Origin of the sequence: Blautia wexlerae (genome assembly GCF_013300825.1) — a bacterium.
Lineage (GTDB): Bacteria > Bacillota > Clostridia > Lachnospirales > Lachnospiraceae > Blautia_A > Blautia_A wexlerae_B.
Window position 1 is genome coordinate 25,375 of the sequence record NZ_JAAIMY010000016.1, and the last position, 23,149, is coordinate 48,523.

At 40.7% G+C, this 23,149-nt stretch carries 20 protein-coding genes, 1 other RNA gene and 3 pseudogenes; 3 read left to right on the forward strand and 21 right to left on the reverse strand.

Features of this window, described 5'->3' with window-relative positions; translation table 11 throughout:
* Nucleotides 1-3 precede the first annotated feature (3 nt).
* From G4417_RS09580 to G4417_RS09610, 7 genes are all read right to left on the reverse strand, one after another.
* Nucleotides 4-954: an amidoligase family protein gene (locus tag G4417_RS09580; protein ID WP_071849528.1), complete on the reverse strand. Its 951-nt coding sequence runs from the start codon at nucleotides 952-954 to the stop codon at nucleotides 4-6.
* 5 nt (nucleotides 955-959) lie between these two features.
* Complete coding sequence (dcm, locus tag G4417_RS09585) at nucleotides 960-2,261, reverse strand: DNA (cytosine-5-)-methyltransferase (protein ID WP_147554346.1); 1,302 nt, start codon at nucleotides 2,259-2,261, stop codon at nucleotides 960-962.
* Nucleotides 2,262-2,336: 75 nt separating this feature from the next.
* The gene (locus tag G4417_RS09590) at nucleotides 2,337-2,909 is read right to left on the reverse strand and encodes a hypothetical protein (protein ID WP_006428276.1); all 573 of its coding nucleotides are present in this window, start codon (nucleotides 2,907-2,909) and stop codon (nucleotides 2,337-2,339) included.
* Between the two features lie 218 nt (nucleotides 2,910-3,127).
* Nucleotides 3,128-3,421 carry a hypothetical protein gene (locus G4417_RS09595; RefSeq protein WP_006428275.1) on the reverse strand — a complete coding sequence of 98 codons (294 nt, stop codon included), beginning with the start codon at nucleotides 3,419-3,421 and terminating at the stop codon, nucleotides 3,128-3,130.
* Nucleotides 3,409-4,317, reverse strand: a complete 909-nt coding sequence (locus G4417_RS09600; protein WP_161208660.1) for a ParM/StbA family protein — start codon at nucleotides 4,315-4,317, stop codon at nucleotides 3,409-3,411. Before G4417_RS09600 ends, G4417_RS09595 begins: the two co-directional genes overlap by 13 nt.
* A 127-nt stretch (nucleotides 4,318-4,444) precedes the next feature.
* The gene (locus G4417_RS09605) at nucleotides 4,445-5,773 is read right to left on the reverse strand and encodes a HEPN/Toprim-associated domain-containing protein (RefSeq protein WP_173683278.1); all 1,329 of its coding nucleotides are present in this window, start codon (nucleotides 5,771-5,773) and stop codon (nucleotides 4,445-4,447) included.
* Nucleotides 5,774-5,875: 102 nt separating this feature from the next.
* A complete protein-coding gene (locus tag G4417_RS09610) occupies nucleotides 5,876-6,220 on the reverse strand; it encodes a hypothetical protein (protein WP_025577053.1) in 345 nt (114 codons plus the stop codon).
* A gap of 131 nt (nucleotides 6,221-6,351) precedes the next feature.
* On the opposite strand from G4417_RS09610, the gene G4417_RS09615 reads away from it, so the two are divergent.
* The gene (locus tag G4417_RS09615) at nucleotides 6,352-6,603 is read left to right on the forward strand and encodes a helix-turn-helix domain-containing protein (protein ID WP_015513363.1); all 252 of its coding nucleotides are present in this window, start codon (nucleotides 6,352-6,354) and stop codon (nucleotides 6,601-6,603) included.
* Nucleotides 6,604-6,657: 54 nt separating this feature from the next.
* Here G4417_RS09615 and G4417_RS09620 read toward each other — a convergent pair whose 3' ends face one another.
* From G4417_RS09620 to G4417_RS17515, 8 genes and pseudogenes are all read right to left on the reverse strand, one after another.
* Complete coding sequence (locus G4417_RS09620) at nucleotides 6,658-7,266, reverse strand: DUF6664 family protein (RefSeq protein ID WP_173683279.1); 609 nt, start codon at nucleotides 7,264-7,266, stop codon at nucleotides 6,658-6,660.
* A gap of 295 nt (nucleotides 7,267-7,561) precedes the next feature.
* Nucleotides 7,562-8,059, reverse strand: a pseudogene (locus G4417_RS09625) (carboxymuconolactone decarboxylase family protein); the annotation flags it as partial.
* Between the two features lie 28 nt (nucleotides 8,060-8,087).
* Nucleotides 8,088-8,558, reverse strand: coding sequence for a flavodoxin (locus G4417_RS09630; RefSeq protein WP_173683281.1), 471 nt, complete (start codon nucleotides 8,556-8,558; stop codon nucleotides 8,088-8,090).
* A gap of 131 nt (nucleotides 8,559-8,689) precedes the next feature.
* A pseudogene (locus G4417_RS09635) lies at nucleotides 8,690-8,962 on the reverse strand (LysR family transcriptional regulator); the annotation flags it as partial.
* A gap of 30 nt (nucleotides 8,963-8,992) precedes the next feature.
* Entirely contained in the window at nucleotides 8,993-9,805 is an 813-nt protein-coding gene (locus G4417_RS09640) for an EAL domain-containing protein (protein WP_173683283.1), read from the reverse strand.
* Nucleotides 9,806-9,830: 25 nt separating this feature from the next.
* On the reverse strand, nucleotides 9,831-10,958 hold the full coding sequence (locus G4417_RS09645; RefSeq protein WP_173683284.1) for a YibE/F family protein: 1,128 nt from the start codon (nucleotides 10,956-10,958) through the stop codon (nucleotides 9,831-9,833).
* Entirely contained in the window at nucleotides 10,958-13,498 is a 2,541-nt protein-coding gene (locus tag G4417_RS09650; protein ID WP_243872112.1) for a metallophosphoesterase, read from the reverse strand. The genes G4417_RS09645 and G4417_RS09650 overlap by 1 nt, the downstream gene beginning before the upstream one ends.
* A 208-nt stretch (nucleotides 13,499-13,706) precedes the next feature.
* A pseudogene (locus G4417_RS17515) lies at nucleotides 13,707-13,864 on the reverse strand (4Fe-4S ferredoxin); the annotation flags it as partial.
* Between the two features lie 220 nt (nucleotides 13,865-14,084).
* Here G4417_RS17515 and G4417_RS09655 point away from each other — a divergent pair.
* Nucleotides 14,085-14,669 (forward strand): AAA family ATPase, encoded by a 585-nt coding sequence (locus G4417_RS09655; RefSeq protein WP_173683285.1) that lies wholly within the window; start codon nucleotides 14,085-14,087, stop codon nucleotides 14,667-14,669.
* Nucleotides 14,670-14,830: 161 nt separating this feature from the next.
* Here G4417_RS09655 and G4417_RS09660 read toward each other — a convergent pair whose 3' ends face one another.
* The 5 genes from G4417_RS09660 to G4417_RS09675 form a co-directional block, all read right to left on the reverse strand.
* Nucleotides 14,831-15,307: a GNAT family N-acetyltransferase gene (locus tag G4417_RS09660; protein WP_173683286.1), complete on the reverse strand. Its 477-nt coding sequence runs from the start codon at nucleotides 15,305-15,307 to the stop codon at nucleotides 14,831-14,833.
* A gap of 70 nt (nucleotides 15,308-15,377) precedes the next feature.
* On the reverse strand, nucleotides 15,378-18,758 hold the full coding sequence (locus G4417_RS09665; RefSeq protein ID WP_173683287.1) for an EAL domain-containing protein: 3,381 nt from the start codon (nucleotides 18,756-18,758) through the stop codon (nucleotides 15,378-15,380).
* A gap of 74 nt (nucleotides 18,759-18,832) precedes the next feature.
* On the reverse strand, nucleotides 18,833-18,964 hold the full coding sequence (locus G4417_RS17170) for a hypothetical protein (RefSeq protein ID WP_274603783.1): 132 nt from the start codon (nucleotides 18,962-18,964) through the stop codon (nucleotides 18,833-18,835).
* A 36-nt stretch (nucleotides 18,965-19,000) separates the two neighbouring features.
* A complete protein-coding gene (locus tag G4417_RS09670) occupies nucleotides 19,001-20,587 on the reverse strand; it encodes a sensor histidine kinase (protein WP_173683288.1) in 1,587 nt (528 codons plus the stop codon).
* Nucleotides 20,584-21,264, reverse strand: a complete 681-nt coding sequence (locus G4417_RS09675) for a response regulator transcription factor (protein WP_173683289.1) — start codon at nucleotides 21,262-21,264, stop codon at nucleotides 20,584-20,586. Before G4417_RS09675 ends, G4417_RS09670 begins: the two co-directional genes overlap by 4 nt.
* A gap of 396 nt (nucleotides 21,265-21,660) precedes the next feature.
* Here G4417_RS09675 and ssrA point away from each other — a divergent pair.
* Nucleotides 21,661-22,009, forward strand: a transfer-messenger RNA (tmRNA) gene (ssrA, locus tag G4417_RS09680).
* A 33-nt stretch (nucleotides 22,010-22,042) separates the two neighbouring features.
* Here ssrA and G4417_RS09685 read toward each other — a convergent pair.
* Nucleotides 22,043-23,050: an aldo/keto reductase gene (locus G4417_RS09685; protein WP_173683290.1), complete on the reverse strand. Its 1,008-nt coding sequence runs from the start codon at nucleotides 23,048-23,050 to the stop codon at nucleotides 22,043-22,045.
* Between the last annotated feature and the right edge of the window lie 99 nt (nucleotides 23,051-23,149).

Below are 23,149 nucleotides of genomic sequence, written 5' to 3' on the forward strand. Positions count from 1 at the left end.
CTGTTATCTCGCATCATCTGTCCGTCTTGGATTCTGCAGACAGGCATAGGTACTTTTGTCATACCGCCATGCCTTATCCCCGTCCAGATTGGCAAGTAGATGCTTCCGTACATTTTTGTATTCGTCCCCGATCAATCCGAGGCGGAGCAGAAAGGTGCGGAACGTAAATGCCGGGTTATCCCCGATCTCCGTCTTTTTTGCATGGGTACAAGATTGGTTGATCGCCTGTGCGGATATGGCAAGTGCCAGTGTGATATTCGACCGGACTTTTCCTGCATGGAGGGTGCTTTCAAAACAACGCCATTCCAGTGTTCCCTTGGAAAAAACAGCATGTAGGTTTAAGGCATAATACCTTGTCCAGTTGTAATGCTCGGAGCTTCCGTCATTTCCCTCATACCATGCCCTTTTGAATTTTTCCATCGTGATGGTGCTGTTTGGCATCCGGCGGATCTTCTCCAATACCATAGGACGGACTTTCTGGCAATACTCATCTTCCCTTCTCGTCTGTACATTTAAGGCTTTGAACAGAATATCCTCTTTGCAGTACATGATCGTCAGTGCATTTTTCAGACTCCTTGGTGTATGATTGGATGCGTCCACATGGACATGCATGCCACAGGATGAATTGACAAAAGCACCTGCGTTTTTGACACACCGCACCACTTCCTGGAGTTTTCCCATTTCCGAATATTCCAATTTCGGGGATACCATTTCTGTCGAATAATCTCCATCGGCATCTATTACAGTACCATTTGCCAGCCTTTCACAGTCGATACTGCTGTCTCTTGAAAATTTCCACGTTTTTCCATCTGAATCTTTTACACACCAGGAATCGTAAGAACGGATATGATATGGCTCTGTTCCGAACATTCTTCCAATCGCAACAGCCGCATCATAGCGGCTGATACCTGTCATCTCAATCTCTGTACCAAAATACTGGTCTTTTAGGTCGATCTGCTTCACCCACCCTTCGCTTCTGGAACAGGTGAGCCGCTTTGGATCTCTTCATCTACTGCTTTCAAATTTCTGCCTATTGCTTCAATGACATTGACAGTGACACCATTACCGGCCTGCTTGTAAAGCTGGTTATCCGATGTTTCTTTTTCCATCTTGGAAATCTGACCATCCCGATATCCCTGCAGCCGCAGACACTCCCTTGGCGTCAGCCTGCGGATTCTGCCGTGGTAAATCACTCCATGACGGTCAGTTGCCGTAATGGTGAACATTGGCTCTTCCGGTTCTTTCATCCTTCTTCCATTCTGGCGGACTTTTTCCTTGGCCGGTGTCAGCACTGCCCTTGGCGGTTCTTCCACCAGCACCCCGGAACTTTCGCCTCTGTGGTTATGGATGCTGGAATCCTGTCTGGTATTCAGACATCTTGCAACGTCTGTCACCAGCGGCGGAGGGGAGATATCTACAAAATGCAGTGTTCCCTGCTGGTTTCCGGTCGTCAGGGTATGGGCGATCTCATGCCCGACTCTCCCCCTGCGACTGTTGATTCCCGGATATCCGAGATCGATGCTGTCCCCCTCGTAGGCCATCTTGTATCCTTTTCGGGTGTTTTCCTTGATTGGGATACCGACTTCGTATAATCCGGTCTTGCCGCCCATACCACCAGCCCCGCTGGTCAGCGTGCAGCTCAGTCCTTCTTCTGCGTAGACTCTTTCTCCCTGTTTGCCAGCATGGACTTGTATAAGAGCTGTTCCATTTGCTTTTGGGAAAGGTAATATTTTTCCGGCACATCTTCCATCAAGATATCCGACAATATACACCCGCTTCCTTGACTGGGGGACTCCGAAATCCTTGCTGTTAAGCACTTTCCATTCGACATGATACCCCAGTTCAGATAGCGTACTGAGGATGGTGTGAAACGTCCGCCCTTTGTCATGCGAAAGCAGACCGGGTACGTTTTCAAGGAGAAAATACGCAGGTCGTTTGTCTGCAACCAGTCTGGCAACTTCAAAGAAAAGGGTTCCTCTTGCATCGGCAAATCCTTCCCTTCGTCCAGCGATTGAGAATGCCTGGCAAGGAAATCCCGCACATAAAAGATCAAAGTCCGGCATTCGTTCTGTTTCAATATTTCTTGCGTCATTGCAGAACCACTCTCCTTCCGTATCAAACAGCACCCGGTAGTTGTGGTCTGCATATGCATCTGCTTCACAGTGTCCGACACAGGTGAAGCCCCCTGCCCTGTGCAGCCCTTCTCGGAATCCTCCGATTCCACTGAACAGGTCAAAAAATCGAATTGTTCCGGCTATCAGCCTCCCTTCGCTGCGAAAAAAACAGTGCAGATTTCTCTGCACCGTTTCCGTCTCTTGGTTTCTGTTTTGTGATGTCTATTCTTCTGATTCCGCTTCCTCTGGCTCAGATTCTTCTGCTTCTTCGGTTTCCAGTTCTGTTGGCTCTGCTTCCGCTGGCTCTTCGTTTTCTGGCTCTGTCGGCTCTTCATCTGCTTCAGCTTCGTCCGGTTCTGTCATTTCTCCGTCTGTTTCAGCTTCCAGTGCTTCTGTCTCAGGCTCTTCTGCTTCAGGTTCTACTGACTCTTCATCCGGTTCTGATTTCGCAGTCTCAGGATCTTCCATTTCTGTTTCTTCGGCTTCCTCTGACTCTGCTTTCCATTTGGCTTCTTCTTTTTCGATTGCATCTTCGATAAGCCCGATTAAGAAGTCTTTCTGTTTCATGCCATTCCTGGCGAGGACTGCTTTCAGTCTGGAAAATAAATCCTCGGTTACCTGTACTGCTACTGTTCTTAAATCTGCCATGTTCGTCTTTTCTCCTTTTCTTGTCATGTGTTCTTCGATTACCATTTCAAGGTATTTTGGTATGCTGATTCCTAACTCTTCGACTTCCAGTTTTAGCTTTTCATGCAGCTCTACCGGGATTTTTCCGCATATGTTTTTCATCTCCATTGTGTTCGTTCTCCTTTCTTTTTTCTACATACAACATACCCTAAAACGTGACAGAAAGCTATTCACAATACCCAACGAATATGAGGCTCTCAAAAGCTCCCAAAGGATGCAGATCCAATAACATTCAATAGGCATCACCCCTTTCAAAAATCCGTGATTTATACTAATTTGACTGCTTGAAATTTGGCTATTTTATCACCAGGAAAGACTTGACTTTTTCAGAATGCATCCTCAAGCCCGGAGAGAAAATCCAGCATCTGGGACGGGATTTCTTCCTTTTTTGAAACACTCTCCCCGGAGCCAGAAATGGAAACACCTGCCAGTTCTTCCCGGATTGCCTGCCGGATGCTTTTCTCCAGCTGGTTGTTTTCCTGATCTTTTAAGATCACCTGAACCAGATAGCTGCTCTTCTGTCCATCTGGAACACTTTGCAGGATCTCCCATGCCTTTTTGTGATCTGGGTTATCAAGGTTCAGGCGGAACGAGAAAACGGGTCTCTTTACTTCGCGCACATCTGCCCCACAATCCGCTCATAGCCGGAAGCATTGGCGTGTACGTCTGTCAGGTAAATCTGCCGACACAGCCCGTCCTGCGGTGTCACGTGCCGTTTCAGAATGCTGGCTCCGCCGCCCATGATCACGGACGGAATTGCCTTCAGATCGAACCCGGCTTCCATAATTGCAGACAGTATTTTCTCCGTGTAGAGCCTTCCCTGCCGGACAATGATTTCTTTTGCGGCCGGGTCCATGCTGCAGCTCTGGCCGTTCAGAACACGTTCGATCTGAATATCCGTTACAGACAGTCCGGTATTTCTGCGTACCTGCTCGGTGATCTCATCCACACACCGGATCACACCAAGTTCCAGGCTGCGGCAGGTAGCGGCATTTGGAACACTGTTGTCCAGCCGCATCAGGTCTACGGTCCAGCCACCGATATCTGCGAGAAGAACAGAAGGCTCGTCCCGAACACATTCCGGGTGGAGAGCCAGGGCTGAGTATCCCTGTGGGAACAGTTTTACATCCTGAATCCGGATCTCATAGCTCTCATCCTCGTACCGGAAACGCAGAGGCTGCTCTTTCCGAAACAGATATTCCCGGAAGCCTTTTTTCTCCCTGCCAAAACTTGCCAGTGGAAGACCGGCTGCCAGAACTACATCTGTTTTCCGCTCTCCCCGGCGATAGCGGATTTCTTGGGCAATGGCTGCCATTGTCAAAAGATAATAATTGTCATTGGAAGTCTTACTTCTCACCAGCGTCTGCCGCCCAGTTCCACACACATAAAATTTCCCATTGTACTGCAGGACATTCTGCATGGTATACGGCTCATAATCGTACCCGGTCAGTCCAGTCGGGAAACACACATGGGGAGTTTTGATGGCATAATATCCATGATCGATTCCTATAATGATAAGTCACCACATCCTTTCAGGTTTTTCTTGTTCTTTTCCAGCAGGTGGTCTTTTGGTCTGGAAAAAGAAAAAGGGCAGAACCCCGAAGAGCCCTGCCCATGATATTTGCATTAGTTTACGTTGCTATTTATTGTTCGTTATTAAAAGCGAATACTATTGTTTCTAGTAATTTTTTCATATTTTTCCATTCTTCTGTTTTAAAAACTTCATCACATCTCTCAATTTTATTACGCATTTCATGAAACTTATGCTTTATATCATCTTTATAAGAAATCACTCCTTGATATAATGCTTCTTCAACATTATTTTTATTTCGTATTCGTTTTCTCGATTCCCATTCAATTGGATAATAGTTCCCACCAGTTTTTATAATGGAATCTGGCAAATACAATTCAATAGAAGCAGCTTTCTTGTTAATGTCATCAGGCACAATTTTCCCATTAGGTGCAATAGTTGGGTATTTATGAAACATTGTAATTTCTGGATATAATAATATTCTAAAATTTGCCGGCCAGTTTTTTATTTCATTTAATAATGAGCATTTACTAGAATATCCCTCTGCATCATTATCAAAAATTGCAATAAAATTTGCTCTAATTTTTGAAAAATAAAAAGTTTTAAGATTTTTTATTACATATGATGTTCCTCCATCTCTTTTTCCACCAGATTCATCACTGAAATCCATAAAATAAAATAAATCTGAAAGATGAGGATATAACTGTGACATCGCAAATTCTAAAATATCTTTATCGCTTGACCCTTCAACAAGAACAATTGTTTTTGAAACGTTCTCTGTCGCTGCTAGTGCTTTGGGAATACAATCATCTGCCCAATTATCCAAATTTGAGAAATCCAATATTATCTCCATATCATTTGCACAATATTCTAGTATAAGTCTGTATACATATTTATAATTGATTATTTCAGGATTTAAAGCATAAAATGATTCGCTATCCTCATCTTTCAAAGAATAAAATATAACTTTGTCACACTCTGTTGTAATATTAACCTCTGAAAGTGTTCCTCCAAATTGTATGTTTCCATTTGCAAGTTCATAAGAAACAATTTTTTTCATTGCATTTTTCCATTTTTTTAATGAAACATTTTTCTTAATCCGAATTTCATTATTCTTGTCCTCTTCATCATAATCTCCCTGTAAATGATACAAAAAAGATGAGTAGTCTACTGCTTGAACCATTTCATCATTAAATATTTTTTCAAAATTATTAAGTCCAAATCCCTGTGCATCTAAGCGTTCTTTTGCACGCCGAACAGTCGTCCTATACATATATTTAGTGTATGTTCCGGCATCTTTATCATCATCGTCTATATTACAATTATTTACTACAATAAGGTCATTTTTTGAAAAAAACAGACTAACGATTTTGCTATCCAAATAGTTTCTAAACCAATGTAATGATAAATTTCCAATTACTATATCTGCATATTCACTCATAATTAGCTTCACACCTTTTCGCTTCATTATTCTTTTACAAATTCATAAAATACAAATCTGCTCTATTGATAATGATATCACAAAAATGTTCTACTGCATATTTTAATTCAATTTTTGAATCCATTCTCTGCTTTCTTTGGGTGCATTTTTACAAAAATTCTGCATCCACATTTTATGCAAGCTAATTTCTGATTCTGTATTTCCTATGTTTCCAACACAGCCCCCCATTTCCTGAAGTGCTTCCAGACAATCCCATTCCTTTTTGAACTCTCCTGCAAATTCCATCCACACTTTTATATGGTATTCCTTAAAACCAAAATGGTAAATCAAGTAGGTCAACCTGTCAAAATCAGCTAACGGCATTTTTTCTTTTTTCAGCAATAACCTTTTATCATGCTCGCTGCATAGATATAAAAATGCAAGCTGTTCTATCTTTGCCTGCTCCATATATTTCTCCCTTCTCTTCTACTTTGTCTCACTTTTACAACCGATTCTACCTTGTCCAATCGTTAAAATCAATACAGATGGTGCAAAAAGTGAGACAAGCCATCCTTTTACCAGAGAGGAAGAGATTTAAGATGCCAAAGCCAAGGACACAGTCTGGTGAGAAGAATCTGATTAGCCAGCGATTGATTGAACTTCGCAAGACCCACAATATGTCTCAGCGTGATCTTGCCTATAAACTCCAGTTAGCTGGTTACGATATGGATAAAAATGTAATCACCAGAATCGAAACAAACAAGCGTTATGTCACTGATCTTGAATTAAAAGCCATTGCTGAAATCTTTCAGGTTTCATACATATTTCTCATTGATGGCAAAGATGAATAGAAGTGACAAATGGGGAAGTTCCTTTCGTGCTTCCCCATTTTATCCGTCCCTTTTTTACAAATTTAATAGTTCCAGAATTTTCTGCATGCCAGCCTGATATAAAGATTCCGCATATAATATCCATCTCTCACTAACTTCAGTAACGTATTTGTCTATTGTTTTTCGCTTTTCTTTTGATAATCCCATTGTCTGAACCTGTTCTTCATATTTCGATATTTTTTCAAGCATTCCCTGGTACACTGTATTTTCTTTCAGCTGATCTTCAACCTCATCAATCCAGGTATCCAGCAGCAACTCCAGCAGTTTCTTTGTGTCACCGTCATCATTTCCCAATATTGCTTTTTTAATTTTTCCAAGCATTGCTCCATAGGAGATCATTTGAGCCTGTCCCATATAAAAATGGTACTCTTCTTCTATCATTTCCTTTTCGCTCTCCAGTTGAAAATATCGATGTACTGCCTTATGCTCTTCTTCTGTTAGGCTGATTGACTGATTCGACTCCATAAATGTTTCTATCACTGGATACTTCTCTGTAAGTTCCAGTATTTTCTTTTGCAGTCTCTGGTATTCCGCATCATGCTTTTTCAGATAGGTGCATACCTGTTCTCCTATCCGTATCCCCAGGCACTGCTCATTCCAGATAATATCTGGCTGTGTTGTCATATCGGTGTCTCCCTTCTGTGTAGTTTTCCTGTTCCAAGCACAAGACTATACCACACTTCTGGAAGAAAGCTATTCATCAAACCTACTGAAATCTCCTGGCAGATCCTGTGCAACCTATCCCTTTTCCCACAAAAAACTGGTATGAAAGACTCCTTGTTCTCTCATACCAGCTATCTATTTCTTATTTAACTGAATACACATTCTTTTCTATTCTCTGTGTATCCTGTACTTATTTATGGCAAAAATCAGACTACAGACACGCTATACACTCTTATGCTACATAATCCAGTTTACTGCATCCAGGTTCAAATGTTACATTGAAAATCCCAACCTGAGAAGTGGAAATCGGTACAAGAAAACTCCTTCCGGAAAAATACTGTGCAAAGCCATCATTTGGTGCGCCAATTGGGAACACCATCTCTTTTGCATGAGCACGCATTGCTTCCTCTTCGTATGGCAAATCTCCTTCGCCTGCTTCCCACACTTCTTTTGCAAGATTGAAAACGGCCCATGCTTTTGGCCATCCTGCATAGAATGCGATATGTGTGATCACTGCAGCAATCTCTTTTTGTGTCACTCCATGATCTTTGGCATTTTGAAGGTGATACTTTAAAGAAGAATCTGTAATGCCGGAAGCCATCAGAGCAACTACTGTAATGATACTTCTTGTTTTTACATCAATATCCTGGTTATTCCAGTTTTCACCGAACAGCACATCATCGTTAAAATGTGCAAACTCTGGTGCAAATTCGCCAAGTGCATTTCTTCCTGCTGTCTGTACTATTTTCTCCATATTCTGTATGCCTCCGATTCTCTATGATTTATAAGGATTTTACCCATTCTCTGATTTCCTGTTTTGTTCCGCGGTTTAATAATCTGCCTTCTGTAATAACTGCATCTGGTGCAGACGGCTGTAATTCTTTTACAGTGTTACCAAATCCACTTCCACCGGATGTTGCAAAAAGCACGATCTTTTTACCGCTGAAATCATGGGCTTCCAAAAATGTATTGATAATTGTCGGAGCCACATACCACCATATCGGAAATCCCAGAAGAATCTCATCATAAGAGTCCGTATCAATCTCTTTCTTTACGATTTCCGGCCTATATTTCTTGTCATTCATTTCCACACTGCTTCGGGATTTTTTGTCCATCCAATTCAGATCTGCCTTTGTATATGGAACCTTCGGCTCAATCTCAAGTAAATCTGCTTTTGCTTCCTCCGCAATCATCTCTGCCACTTTTTTTGTTGTTCCACTTGCACTGAAAAATGCCACTAATTTTTTACTCATAATACAAATCCCCTTTCTTTGCGTACAAATCTCTTGCATCAAAAATAGATGTATAAGATTTACATTCATCTTACACATCTATTTTATACACAATCCTCTCACTATGTCTAATACTTATATCGAATTTTGTTTTATGCCTGGAAGGCATTAATTTCCTCAATCATTTTACTGACCGCCAAAGAATATGGAATGTTTCGTCTCCAGGCAATTACCGTACTTGTCGTAATTTCAGGAGAAATTCTCCGCTGCACAAGGATGTCTTCTCTCCAATACTTTGCAGCGCCCTCAATAGATATGGGATACCCCAGTCCATTTGCCGCCATGACTCCTGCATTGGTTCCAAGATTACTTGTAAAAGCAATCTGCAGTTTGGAAAAATCTTTTCCAAACCAATTGGCAATTTTTTTAACACTGACCCTCACTTATAACAATCCTCAAAAACTTTGAGCATCCAAAGATAACATATTCTCTTTACCATTCAATCTCTCTAATATCTCTTCCGCTTCATCACTGACTCTTCCAAATGCACGTTCTGGTTTTCCGAGGAAAAATCCCTGGCCGTAATGCACTCCCAGGCTGTGCAGGCATTCCAGCTCTTCTGCTGTTTCTATCCCTTCTGCGATCAGAATCGCTCCTGTTGCATTACAGTAATCCAGCAGGAGTTTCATCATGATTTCCTTTTTCTTATATTTATGGATATCCCTTACTAATTCTATATCGGCTTTCAGATAGTCAGGTGTGGTATTTACCACACGGTTTAATCCTGAATGTCCAGCTCCTACATCATCCAATGCTATCTCATATCCCTGATCTGCATAATGTTTCATGATCTGCTGCAATATCTGGTAGTTTTCTATGTCTGACCTCTCTGTTATTTCGAATACAATATCAGAAGCAGGAACCCCGGCTTTGATAGCCTTACGGTTTGTAAATCCCTGTATAAACGCTTTATCCTGAATAATATTGCCATCAACATTAAGAAATAATTTTACTTTCTCCGGTTTTTCAACTGCAGCCTTCAAGGCTTTGTTTCTGCATAGTTTCTCTAATTTCCACACGCATCCCAACTGTTCAGCAATCACAAACAAATCTGAGATCGTAAGTGTCGTACTGCTTCTGTCTATACGGCTGAGTGCCTCATAGCCGGACACCCTGCCGGTCTGTAAATTGACGATTGGCTGAAACACCGGATATATGGCTTTTCTCTCTAATATCTTATAGAATTCATCTGCTTTGTTTACTTTCATCGTTTTATGATCCCTCCTGCGAGAATCACTTTTTCAATGCTTTTCCTGAAATAAAGAAGGCTCCTGCCAGCGAGGTAAAGGGAACTGTAAGGATTACTCCCATACTTGCGGAAATCCCCTGCATCAGTTCGATTCCAATAGAATACATATTGATAATCTGATGATAGGAATAATTATAAGTAAAAATAAATACCAGTGTATTGAGAGAGCCGCCTGCAAAAGCAAGGATCAGCGTATTTGACATAGTTCCCATCATATCTTTTCCAACATTCATGCCGCTTTTAAACAATTCCCACATTCCAAGATCCGGGCGTCTGCTGTATATTTCCTGTAAGGTAGAGGCAATAGACATTCCTACATCCATCACTGCTCCAAGTGATGCGATCAGGATCCCTGCAAACAGAAGTTCATTTATTTTTATAGCGGTTTTCTCTTCCAGATAAATCAGCTCTTCAATATCACTTACATTATATCCTGTGATCTGAGTTACTTTTCCAAATATCCCTGCAAATATAACAGCCATAACAACTCCTGTTACAGTTCCTAAAATTGCAGTTAATGATTTAACAGAAATTCCGGAAATCAGATAAATTGTTACTACAGTGGTTATAACGGCAACAACTACCGCTGAAAGGATTGGCGAAACACCTCTGTATATCATCGGAAGAAACAGAAACAATACACATACAATGGTAAATCCCAGCCCCAGTACAGAGGCCGCACCTTTTTTTCCACCGATCAGGATGATTGCCAGAAGAAACACTGCGATCATAAAATATAAGGAAAATTCACGGTCAGCACTATATACAGATGCAATGACTTCTCCCTGTGATTCACTGACCAGTGCAATGACTTTCATACCCTTTTTACAGGTCGCACCAAACAGATAGCTTGAAGAACTGATTGCTTCCACTTCTTCGTTCTTAAATTTACCGGAACAAAGTTTCAGCCTGACCGTCTGATTGCCTACTCTGTTTCCGTTTTCTGTAAGGTTATCTGAAACAATCTCTGTTACTACTGCTTTCTCAAAGGTTCTGCCCTCTGTGGAAAGAAGTTCCGTTTTCTCGATCTTATTGTATTGCATCAGAAAAATCAGGAAAAGGATGCCTGCGATCACCAGGCACCCTCTCCGAAGGAAATTTTTGTTTAACATTATTTTGCTTTCACCTTAATTGTTTTGCTTGCTGCACCATACACGTTCTTGTCTGAAACTTTGGTAAATGCTTTTACTCTTACATAGTAAGTTTTTCCTTTGGACAGATTTTTAAGAGTATATGTAGTTTTTGCTGTACGGTAAGTAATTACCTTTTTAAATGAAGAATCTGTAGAAACCTGGACTGCATAGCCGGAAACTTTTCCGCCTGCTTTTCCGATTGTAACAGTAGCTGTTCCGGATTTTTCGGCTTTCACAGTTTTTAATACTGCTTTCTTCGGCACAATCTTAAATGTTACTGTCTGTGTTCCTGCATACTTTCCGGTTCCATTGATGGTTGCTTTTGCCAGACCTGTATTTTTGTTATCTGTATAGGTAACTGTGTAGTCTTTTCCTGCCTTTAAGTTCTTTCCATTCAGAGTTACTTTAAGAGCCGGCTGAATCTGTTTTCCTGTATAAACCTGATTCTTCACTTTACCTACAGATGCAGACTTAATATCTTCTGTCACACCTTTTTTAATGGTGAAGGTTTCATCAATTTTCTGGTCATTATCTGTACGATAAGTATTGATCGTAAATGTATTATCTGTTACATCAATAACAGAATAAGTCGGGACATCTTCCTGCCATCTGTTTGCAATATAGCTCTGCATTCTTGGTACAAGATCATAATACTTGCTTCCTGATGAAGAGTTTGCTGTCATATAGAGAATACCATCCGGATTTACAACTGTCTCACCCTTTTCTGTATCCTCTACCGCATCCTTATCCATAACTGCATTCAGATAATTCAGATAAGCCACATCAGCCGGTTCCCTGGAATCTGCGGAAATATTTGCCGGTGCTTCATATCTTGTAGCCGGATTCTCTCCTGCATCCATATCCTTTTTCAGCTCTGCATCAAACTCATCATCTGTATATTCTACTGTTTTATGTCCACCCTCAAGAATGTGTGTACGGGAATAAGCATGATCATGTCCTGTAAGAACAACATCTACATCATTTGCTTCAAAATACGGTACCAGTGTGTATCTGAGGTTTGTAATCTCCGGCTCATTGGAATGCTCTGCAGAACCATAAATATCCTGATGTAAGGTTACAACTCTCCAGGTACAGCTTGGATTTGCAGCAATCGCCTGTTCCATGAACTGTTTATGTTCAGCAGCATTGGTATCCTGTGTATTGAGCATCATAAACAGAGTGTTTCCATATGTGAAATAATAGTCTCCGCCAACAACTCCGTTAGAACCCAGGTCACTGCTGTTTGGTGTGTTAAAATGATATGTGTAGTTTGCATTATCTGCGTCATGGTTTCCAACTGTTGTTGCAACAGGAAGGGATTTCAACACATCCGGGCTTAAATATCCGGTATACTCAATCTCACTGGTCATTTCACTTTTTCCCGGAGATTTCTTCTTAGTTGTCTGGATCTGGTCACCTGCTGATACTACGAAGCTTGCATTTCCGCCTGTTTTATCCATAGCTTCATTTAATGTGGTGTTCCAGTTAAAGGAATCATTTCTGACTGCATCGGACTGTGCCTGATAAAATTCTGCTGTGTCAGATCCTTTCAGTTCATTGGAAGATCCGATCTGCGGATCGCCTACGAAAATAAAGCTGTAATTATTGGTTGATTTTGTAGCGTATTCTGCAGGTTCTGTGTAGGTTCCATCCTCTTTTTCATAGCTGTAATAGTACACAGTATTGGCACTCAAACCTGTTGCTGTCACTTTATTGGAAACATATGCCTCATTGGTCTTTGTATTTGTCGTTGCATCTGTCTGCTCTGCAACATACACTTTGGCATTTTTCATATTTCTGCCTTCACCGATGATCAGTTTCGGTGCAGTTGTATCAGCCTGTGCTCCAAGGATATCTGCTACCATTGCAGCAATTGCACGACTTTCATCACTTTCTGTATCAAAATCAGGAAACGCCTCATCAGCGTTTTCTTCTGCTGAAAATTCCTCTGCGTCATTCTCAGAAGTACTAAATGCTGCTGTGTTTTCTCCTTCTTCCGCATTAAATGCTGCTGTGCTTTCTTCTGCTGCTGTATCCTCTTCAGCTATTGCAGTTTCCTCTGCTGTATTTGCTTCTGTTGCTACATTTGCTTCTGTCTCTTCAACCTGCGCTGTTTCCAATGTCTCATCTGTTGCTGAAATACCGGCTTCTGTCCCTGCAAAGACAGGTTCACTGCTGTCACTGAAAGCATCACCTGTCTGAGCGGAGAACTCCTGTGCAGCCTGTTCTTCTTTTTTTTCTGCTGTGTCAGAGTTATCTTTTTTAGAATACCATGCAAAATTTAACTGACTAAAGTCAGAGCCCGGAGTAAGTGAAACCTGAGTCCAGTCATTCTTAATAGCTTCCCATTCTGCTTTCCAGGATTCCCAGTTCTGGGAAATTCCCATTCCTCCTGCAAGAGAAGCAGCATCTGTTTTTCCGTCTGGTGCTGCACTCGCAAATACCGGAGTAACCGCACCTGCAGTCAATGAAACTGATAAAATACCTGCCATAAAACTTTTTCGCCACAAATTGTTCATTTTTTCATAATCCTCCTGAGAAATGAATGTTTCATCACACGATCACAGATCGGGTGGTCATTACATTGGAGAGTATAGAAACATTGAAAAAAAAGTTCAATAGACTTTACTGAGGTTTAACTATATTTAACACAGGTCTTACAATACAGTCTGACAACAAAGTGTATCCTGCAAGAAATTCAGCTCAAAGTGCTTTCCTCGGACAGGCTTTGACACACTTAACCCTGACTACAGAGAAATAACTCATAGGTTTCAGAAAAACCGTGACTGGACAAATTTCCCCACGATAAAAGCTATAAACATAATTTTTTCCATATTCCCTACATGATTCAGAAAAAGCATCACCACGAAAAGAAACGAAAATGCTTAAGCTGAAACAGCAAAAGCCCAACAGTAATCGACGTTCCAAAGGGTACCAGATATTTGTCAGACCAATTCGCCATAAATACCAGAATATCAGGATTTACAAAGGCAATTTATAGTAGATTTTGGCATATACATTTCGATTTTTTTTGAGTATAATAATTCCGAAAAAGTACTTTGACAGTAAATAAAATGCGACATCATCGCACAGGAGGCATGGGATATGATTATTACAATAGCAAGACAGTGCGGAAGCGGCGGACATGAAATAGGAAAAGAACTGGCTTCCAGACTTGGACTGGAACTTTATGACAGAAAGAAGCTCGAAGAAGAGGCAAAAAAACTGGGAAAGCTTGACGAAAACAAAGAATTTTTCCAGGAAAAAGCAGTAAACAGCCTGCTCTACAGCATTGCTGTAAGCTACGGAGAAAGCAATCCAATGGAGAAATCTTTTGATCTTATACGTGAACTTACACAGCAAAAATCTGCCGTAATCATCGGACGCTGTTCAGGAGCAATCTATGCAAATGATCCTGACGCAACTACCGTTTTTCTTCACGCAGATAAAGACTGCCGTATCAAACGTGTAATGGAGCGAGACGGCATCAATGAGAAAAAAGCTGCAAAACTGATAAAAGAAGTAGATGAAAAGAGAGCATCCTTTCACAAATTCTGCACAGGCAAAGAATGGGAAGACGCCAGTCAGTATCAGTTGTCTATTGATACGGGAAAACTTGATATTTCCGATGTAGCAGACATGATCATAAATTATATCAACGCTAAAAATATCGGACAAAAGCACCTGTAATTTCCAAATAATACTATAAAAATCAGGCACAAGTTTCCGAAATATAACTTGTGCCTGATTTGCATTTTCTTTTAATATTTACTGTTTGACTGATGGGATTCATCTATCGGATATCTCTGTAAATTCGCAGATAAACTTCTCAAATATGCCATACAACTCCATCAATTTTCCAGAATATATTCCATCTGTCTTTCTTTTGTTTTCATGCCCATTTTTTCATAGAACTTTTCAGCTGAAGTATTTCCTGCCCATACGTTCAGTGTCACTTCATAACAGCCCATTCGCTTTGCTTCGTTTTTTACATACTCAAACAAACGCTCACCAATATGCTGTCCTCGTGCCTGCTGATCCACACATAGATCATCTATAAAAAGAGATTTAAACGGTACCATATTGGTTGAAAAAGGCTGTTCCTGTAATTGACAAAATGCATATCCTACACAGATATCTTCCTCGTTCACTGCTACATATATAGGTTTTTCTTCTTTTCCTAATAGCTCTGTCAATTCGCCTACAGTATATTTTGTGGTACCAGGAATAAAAATATCAGGTCTTATATCTGCATGGATCTGCAATACCTGTCCCAACAATTCAATTATTCTTGGAATATCTTTTTCTTCTGCTTTTCTAATAGTCATTTTTTCCTCCATGTAACAGATTATTACATAATCAAGTCAAGCAGATAAAATTATCCGCTTCACTACTTTCTCATAATCTGTTTTCTGTAAATTTCCCCATAAACTCTTCATACCCACAGGGTCTCCCCCAGAAATACCCCTGGGTGAATTCCGGGCACAGCTTTCGGATTTTGAGCCATTCCCGGGCATTTTCCACGCCTTCGATGCAAATCTTCATATCCAGATTATGGACCATAGTACAGAACTGATTCAGCAGATAATATTCCTGTTCATCTGCAACTGCTTTGGCAGTGAAAGAGCGGTCAATCTTAATGATCTCCGGTTTCAGTTCACTGAGATAATGGAAGTTCGAGTACCCGGTCCCAAAATCATCCAGTGCAAGACTGATTCCCATCCGTCTCAGTTCTGTGAGAAAATGCTTCTCATTGATATTTTGTTCCAGAAGATCACTCTCTGTCAATTCCACGATCAACGCTTCCAGCGGCAGCCCTGTTCTGTTCATCTCCGCACTGATATCCTGGATCACATCAGACTTGGATGCCTGCACCTGAGAAATATTAATACTCACCCGAAACTTAGGAAGTGCTTTCCGGATTTCATCGCATTTTCCCATAGCCTCTCTCATCATCCAGCGGCCAGCAGGAATAATAAGTCCTGTTTCTTCCAGAATTGGAATAAACTCTGCCGGTGAAACCATTCCGAATTTTTCAGAAGTAAAACGCATTAAAGCTTCTGCTCCATAAGGCACCTTTTTATCTTCAGCAAATACAGGCTGATAAAAAGCTGTAAAGCCCTGAAATTCATTGTTCACAGCCTCTCTCAATTCCTGGGTAATCTCCCTCTTCCGAAGAAATCTTTGGTAGGTTTCCTTATTATATATATAACAGCGGTTTCTTCCCAGCTTCTTTGCCTCATTCAAAGCAAAATCCGTCAGCTTCAGGGCTTCCGAATACTGATCCGCTTCTAACGCCGCAAATGGCACAATTCCTCCTGAAATCGTATACATGACCTTAAACTCATTGGATTCAATAAATTTGTCTATTGCACCTCTCACTTTATCATAAAGTTTATCTGCATCCTTCATCTCATCAGAAGAAACATCCAGAATCAGAAATTCATCAGCCACAAGCTTGTACACTTTCTGTCCTTCTGATATGCAGCCGGAAATACATTCCGCCGTTTTCCTAAGTACAAAATCACCATACTCCTGCCCAAAATTCTCATTAATTTCCTTAAAATGATCAATTCCGATACGAAGCAGATATCCTGTTTCCAGAGGAGTATCCTGTTGGTTCATATACTCCCGGAAACCTGTCTCTCCCAATAACCCGCTTACATTATCAGCCTTCTGTCTCTCTCCAATCTCATTGATACAGCCAATCATGTAAAGAGGTTTCATATTATCATCACGGACCAGATAACCTTTACAATGAATCCAGACCGGCATTTTTTTCAGATCCAGCCATCGATATTCCATACTATGGATACAACGGTCTGTTTTAAGAAGATCATCAAATTCCTCTTTCAGTTTTTCATAATCAGGTTCATATACAAATTCTTTATGATTCGAAATTACATTATGAAAACCATTTTTCGGGATACAGAAACGATCAAGAGCCTGGTTTGCTATGTAATAAAAATCTGTCCGAAAATCAACCACATACGGGTAATTATCTGTGGTCGGACTCAGAAGATCAATCATACTGCAAAGCTCATCTACCGACATACTCTGATACTTTTTCTCCTGCTGGATGATCTCATCTGTGATCTCCTCTGTCGAATACTTTTCCATATGGGAAAGCAGATTCTCCGGACCAGTTGACTGTACCATCTTCTTCCTGCGTTTCTGACGGTACAGCATGGTATCACTCCGTCTTACAATATCTTTAAAATCAAAATCTACATCCGGCTGATAATAAGCGTATCCTGCTGATATACTAAGCGGATACTCCAGCTTGTGTATTTCCGCTGTTTTCTTCAAAATCAGTTCCAGTGCCTTCAGCCGTTCCGGAACCCTGTCCTTCTCGTCACTATGATATACATACGCAAACTCATCGCCGCCAATTCTGAAACAGTTCTTTACATTCTGAAATATCTGACTGATACACTGATAACACAGCTTCAGCGCCTCATCTCCTTTTTCATGTCCAAAATTATCGTTGATTACTTTCAGGTTATCCAGATCAAAAAGCACCACGCCTGTGGTACGCAGTTTAATTTCACCTTCATCCAGATATTTCACCATATCCTCGTAAGCATTTCGGTTCATGGCCTCTGTGAGCATATCCATATTGGCTATTTTCTGCAGATAGATTACCTTTTGTTTCTGGATATATTGATCGTAATATTGAGAAACCTGGATCCAGATCAGCATAATAATAAACAGCACGGTTCCTGTGGGAAGTAAAATGGATGTCTCTTGAAATTTTCTTAAATAATAAAGAAGCATTTCCGCCATTCCAAATCCCATGGCCACACACATAGGATACTGAAATTTCCTGGCTACATCATTTTCTTTTTTTCTGGCTTCATAAAAAATGATCAAAACTGTATAAATCGCATTTGCAATCATAATAACATGAGTTACAGAAAGTAACCGGGATATATCAATAATTCCTGCACACTGAAGCAAAACATCGACTGCCATATTTGCAAGATAAAGAATGGAAAAAATCAATGCACCTTTATGGTACCTGCTTTTGCAGATATCATATAGCAGGAAATTAAATGGTACCGGAAAAAGAAAGAATGAAAAATAATCCACAAAATATAAGGTTCTTCCATCCGGGATCAAAAACTGCAGAAAACCACATTGTACCAGTGTCCATACTGCGACCAGCAATGAAAAAAATCCAAGGTTTAAAAAAATCTCGATTTTTGCTTCTGTCCTGTCTCTTCTTTTTCTTCGCACTGCTCCAAAATAAAGAAGCAGGCAGATAACAGCGGCAAACAGGATTCCACAACTGATTACCAGAGTTCCAAGACTGTCCGTTAAGATTTTCAGAATACAATCGCCTCGTGTTCCGTATACAAGACTGACTTCATTTCCATAATAGCCGTCATATACCGGAACAATTCTGACCTCCAGATTTTTACCTGCACTGTCTCCCGGAATATCCACAATATGCCAGCAGCTTCCCGGTGACTTCATAAAGTCCGGGGCATCCGCTTCATTTCCGTATTCGTATATTTTTTCTCCATCCAGCCAAACTTCTGCAATGGTGTGTGTGGTTTTAAATAAGATAGATCTGGGGATATCGAAGTCTTCGGGCAAAGCAATATTCTCTGATTTGATTTCTCCCTCTGCCAGTTCTTTTGTTTCGCACCGGATCGTATTATCCCAGAACAATTTTTCCCTGGTCGTACTCTGGCTGAAGATCCAACCTGAAAAACAAATGGCAAACAGCCCAAATGCGAACAGGGTGATCCATAGTTTTTTTTCTATTTTCATAATCTCTCCCTTATCCATATATCTGTATTCTGAGACATATCCAATATAAGAATCAGATATTTTCTGTATTTCACTTATTCCATTGTACCATAGATTTCTGAATAATTGTTAGTGCTTTTTGACACTTTCTTCAGGTAAGCATTCATATGTTGACATTTTATAAAAGCCATCTGATATTGTTCCTGGCTGTCTGCCAGGTTCTCCATCAGATGGCTTGGTATTATTACTTTGTTTCTGTAAAACTATTGCCTGCAGTCCAGTGTAAACCAGAATTCTACACCATTATCGTAATTGCATACCCCGTATTTCTGATTCATACTCTCCATAATCGCCTTGACAATCGAAAGACCGATACCGCTTCCGCCATATTCTCTTGTACGGGCTTTATCCACTTTATAAAATTTATTCCAGAGATTTGGGATGTCCTCTTCCGGAATCGGAGTACCTGTATTAAATACGGTTACTTTCACACAGTCATCTTCCCGCAGAACCTTAATTTCTACTTTTCGTTCTCCGTCCAGATGGTTCAGTGCATTACTTGTATAATTAGTCACTACCTCTTCTATCTTAAATTCATCCGCCCATACATATACAGGTTCTGTTTCTTCAAAGATCACAGTTGCATCTTTCTGTTCGGTCATAATATGCATGGAACCAAGTACACCCCTGATCAGAGATACAATGTCAAATCTTTCCATCACAGGTGCATCTTTACCGGATTCCAGTTGATTCAGAGTCAGCAGATTTTTGACCAGCTTATTCATCTTGGCTGCCTCATCCATAATAACTTCGCAGTAAAATTCCCTGCTTTCCGGATCATCAGAAATATTTTCATTCAGACCTTCTGCATATCCCTGAATCAATGCGATAGGAGTTTTTAATTCATGAGAAACATTATCAAGAAATTCCTTACGCATCTCATCAATTTTAATTTTATCTTCAATATCTTTCTGAAGCTTGTTATTGGCTGATTTCAACTCTGAAATCGTACTTTCAAGTTTTCTTGACATTTTATTAAAATTATCACCAAGCACATCGATCTCATTTCCCGCACAGCTCTGGTATCTCGCATCGAAATCCAGATCAGACATTTTCTCTGATAATCCGGTCAGTTCACTGATCGGACGTGTAATACGATTCGTCACTACCAGAATCACAATACCACTGATCACAATTATAATTGTTCCTACAATGAAATAAAAACTGTTGGAAATAGCAGCACTTTCTTTGATACTTTCCAGCGGAGAACGGATCAGGAAATAGTAACCATTGTCAAACTGTCCCCAGCATTCTACATACTCCATGCCTGCGAAGCGGTCATGTACCTGCCACATGGTACAGGTGTCTGTCTTTTTGAGTACACGGCTGCGCTGCATATCCTGGTCCAGATTATTAACATACCCAAACAGCTTACTGCGGAGCATTTTGGCCATATTATTCTCTCCCCAGTAGTAATAACCGCTGTTTTCCTCATTTACTATAATCCATGTAAGATTATTTCTGGAACTGCTTCTCTCAATCTCATCAGGAATCTCATCTGCCGCTTCTTTTTGGTCTTCTGCTGTATCTGTATCATACTGCAGGATATCATCCAGATTCATCTGAGACAAAACTTCTTTTGCTTCCTCAAGCACTTCTACTTTCTTGGATACATAATATTTTTCAAGAAAAAGACCATTGATCAGTGTAATGGTAAAAATCGAAAGCAACAGTAAGCTTATAAATAATACTGAAATCTGATGCTTCAGTGTGTGAAATTTTTTTTGTTTTAAATGCTGTTTTGATTTTTGCTTTGGTTTTTTCGGAATTTCTTTCCCGGTTACTATCATTCGTCTACCTCAAACTTGTATCCCATGCCCCATACAGTCTTTATATATTCACCTTTATCTCCCATTTTACTTCTCAGTTTCTTGACATGGGTATCAATCGTACGGGCATCTCCAAAGTAGTCATAATTCCATACAGAATTCAGTATCTTTTCTCTGGAAAGTGCAATTCCCTGATTTTCCAGAAAATATGTCAGAAGCTCAAATTCCTTAAAACTCAGTTCCATAGGCCTGCCATCCACAGTAGCCAGATGCGCAGCCTTATCTATTACAATACCACCGGCAGAAAGCACGTCTTCCGGATTGCTCTGCCCGGTACGTCGAAGGATTGCTTCTACTCTCGCAACAAGGATCTTCGGACTGAATGGCTTGGAAATATATTCATCTACACCCAAGTCAAATCCAAGAAGTTCATCTCTCTCATCGCTTCTTGCTGTCAGCATAATGATCGGAACTTTTGAATTCTTGCGGATTTCACGACAAACTTCCCAACCATCCATTTTGGGCATCATAACATCCAGAATTATCAGTGCAATGTCCTTCTCATCATAAAAAATGTCCATTGCCTCTTCACCATTACCTGCTTCCAGTACCTGAAAATTCTTCTTTGTCAGGAAATCCTTTACCAGTTTTCTCATGCGGCTCTCATCATCCACCACCAGAATTTTTAATGCATCCATTTTATCCCCTCCGTTTTTCTTCATTGTTTTCCGAAACAGTTCTTACTTTTTATTTATACTGTTTTCCAAGTATTGTTAAAATCCACAACTGTTCAGCGACTTTACAGCCACAACTCAAAATCCGGAAGAATCGCCCTCAGTAACAGATTTTATCTTTCATATGGTTACTATAGCAGAGATTTATGTAAGATTTGTGAACATGTGACAGAAAAATATAAGTATTGATGTTCATAACACCAAATATAAAAATCTTCTTGACAAATTCTGTTTTTATTTCTATACTGTTAATCAGTCGACATATCCTATACAATGAATGATATGTCAATATTGAAAATGCGCTTTCGTCTCATCACCAGTGCTGTTTTATAGAGAAACAGTGTAGCAGACTCATTTTTCGGGCTTGTACTGGTTTCGACGGGGGCTTTGAAGTTGGGGAAGCCATCCGCAGACTCCTGGACTGCGTACCAACCGGGAAACTAAATATAAACGCAGACGAACAGTACGCGTTAGCAGCCTAATTGCTGCTCGTCAGCCCTGATGCACTCACACTTCAGGGATCTGGCGTCGACTATGTGAGAAACCTTGCCGGGTAAGCTTTGCCCCGGTAGATGTATCATGAAGCTACTAAGGTTGTAAGCCTGTCGGTGGGCGTACATCCAAGGGAATGTTAAAACAGCGACTGTGATGGGAGATGCCTCAATGAATAGGCTTTCGGACGCGGGTTCAATTCCCGCCAGGTCCATAAAAACATCCACAGGGTAATTCCTGTGGATGTTTTTTATTCACCAAACTGTTGTGCACATTCTTTCAGCATTTCACGGATTGGCAGATGGTACGGACATCTGGTTTCACATTTGCCACATTCTATACAGGCGGAAGCCTTCACTGCAAGAGAACTGTAACGGTTTCTTGCCCATTCCCTCAGTCCGTAACGATTAAGATATCCTGCGAACAGGAACACACCCGAAATATCGATTCCCACACTACATGGGGCACAATAATTACATCTGCGGCAGAAATTTGTGCCAAGCTGATCCCGTACTGTCCGGATTTCTTCCAGTTCTTTCTCGCTTAACGGAGAATCATCAAGACAGGCCTTTATATTCTCCTCAATTTCCTTCTCTTCCGCCATTCCCGGAATCACAATGGTAACATTCTTATTTGCACAGATATAACGCAATGCCAGTGTTCCGTTTTCAATTGCACCGCCAGCCAGAGGTTTCATATCAATAAAACCGATGTTTTTCTCCTTACACTTTGAGATCAGTTCTTCCCCCTGAGTTTCTACAATATTATATGGGAACATAATAGTTTCCACCCAGTCAAGCTCCAGAGCCCGGGCAAAAACCTCCACAGAATGAGCGGTCAGACCAATATGTCCGATTTTTCCTGCTGCTTTTGCCTCCTGCAGTGCTTCAAGAGCACCACCTGCCGCCAGTACCTGATCCAATTGTTCCATACTCGGATTATGCACCTGGTATAATTCAATATGATCTGTACAAAGATTATGAAGGCTCTTTTCAATATCTTTTTCCATAGCTTCCTTTGTGCGTGCCATGGACTTTGTGGCAATTATGAATCTGTCCCTGATGCCTTCCAGTGCATATCCCAGATATTCTTCACTTACTGTATATCCTCTGGCTGTATCAATATAATTCACTCCCTGGTCTGCCAGCTTATGCAGCAGTGTCTTTGTTCCTTCCGCATCAATTTTCTGGATCGGTATCCCACCAAGGCCCATTCTGGAAACCCTGAGACCGGTTTTTCCAAGTGTTACGTATTCCATATTTTTTCTCCTATTCCAATCAAAGATAAAAACTGCCATCGGATCTTACCGATGGCAGTCTGATTATCTCTTTACAACTGTTAATCAGAAAAAGCAAAC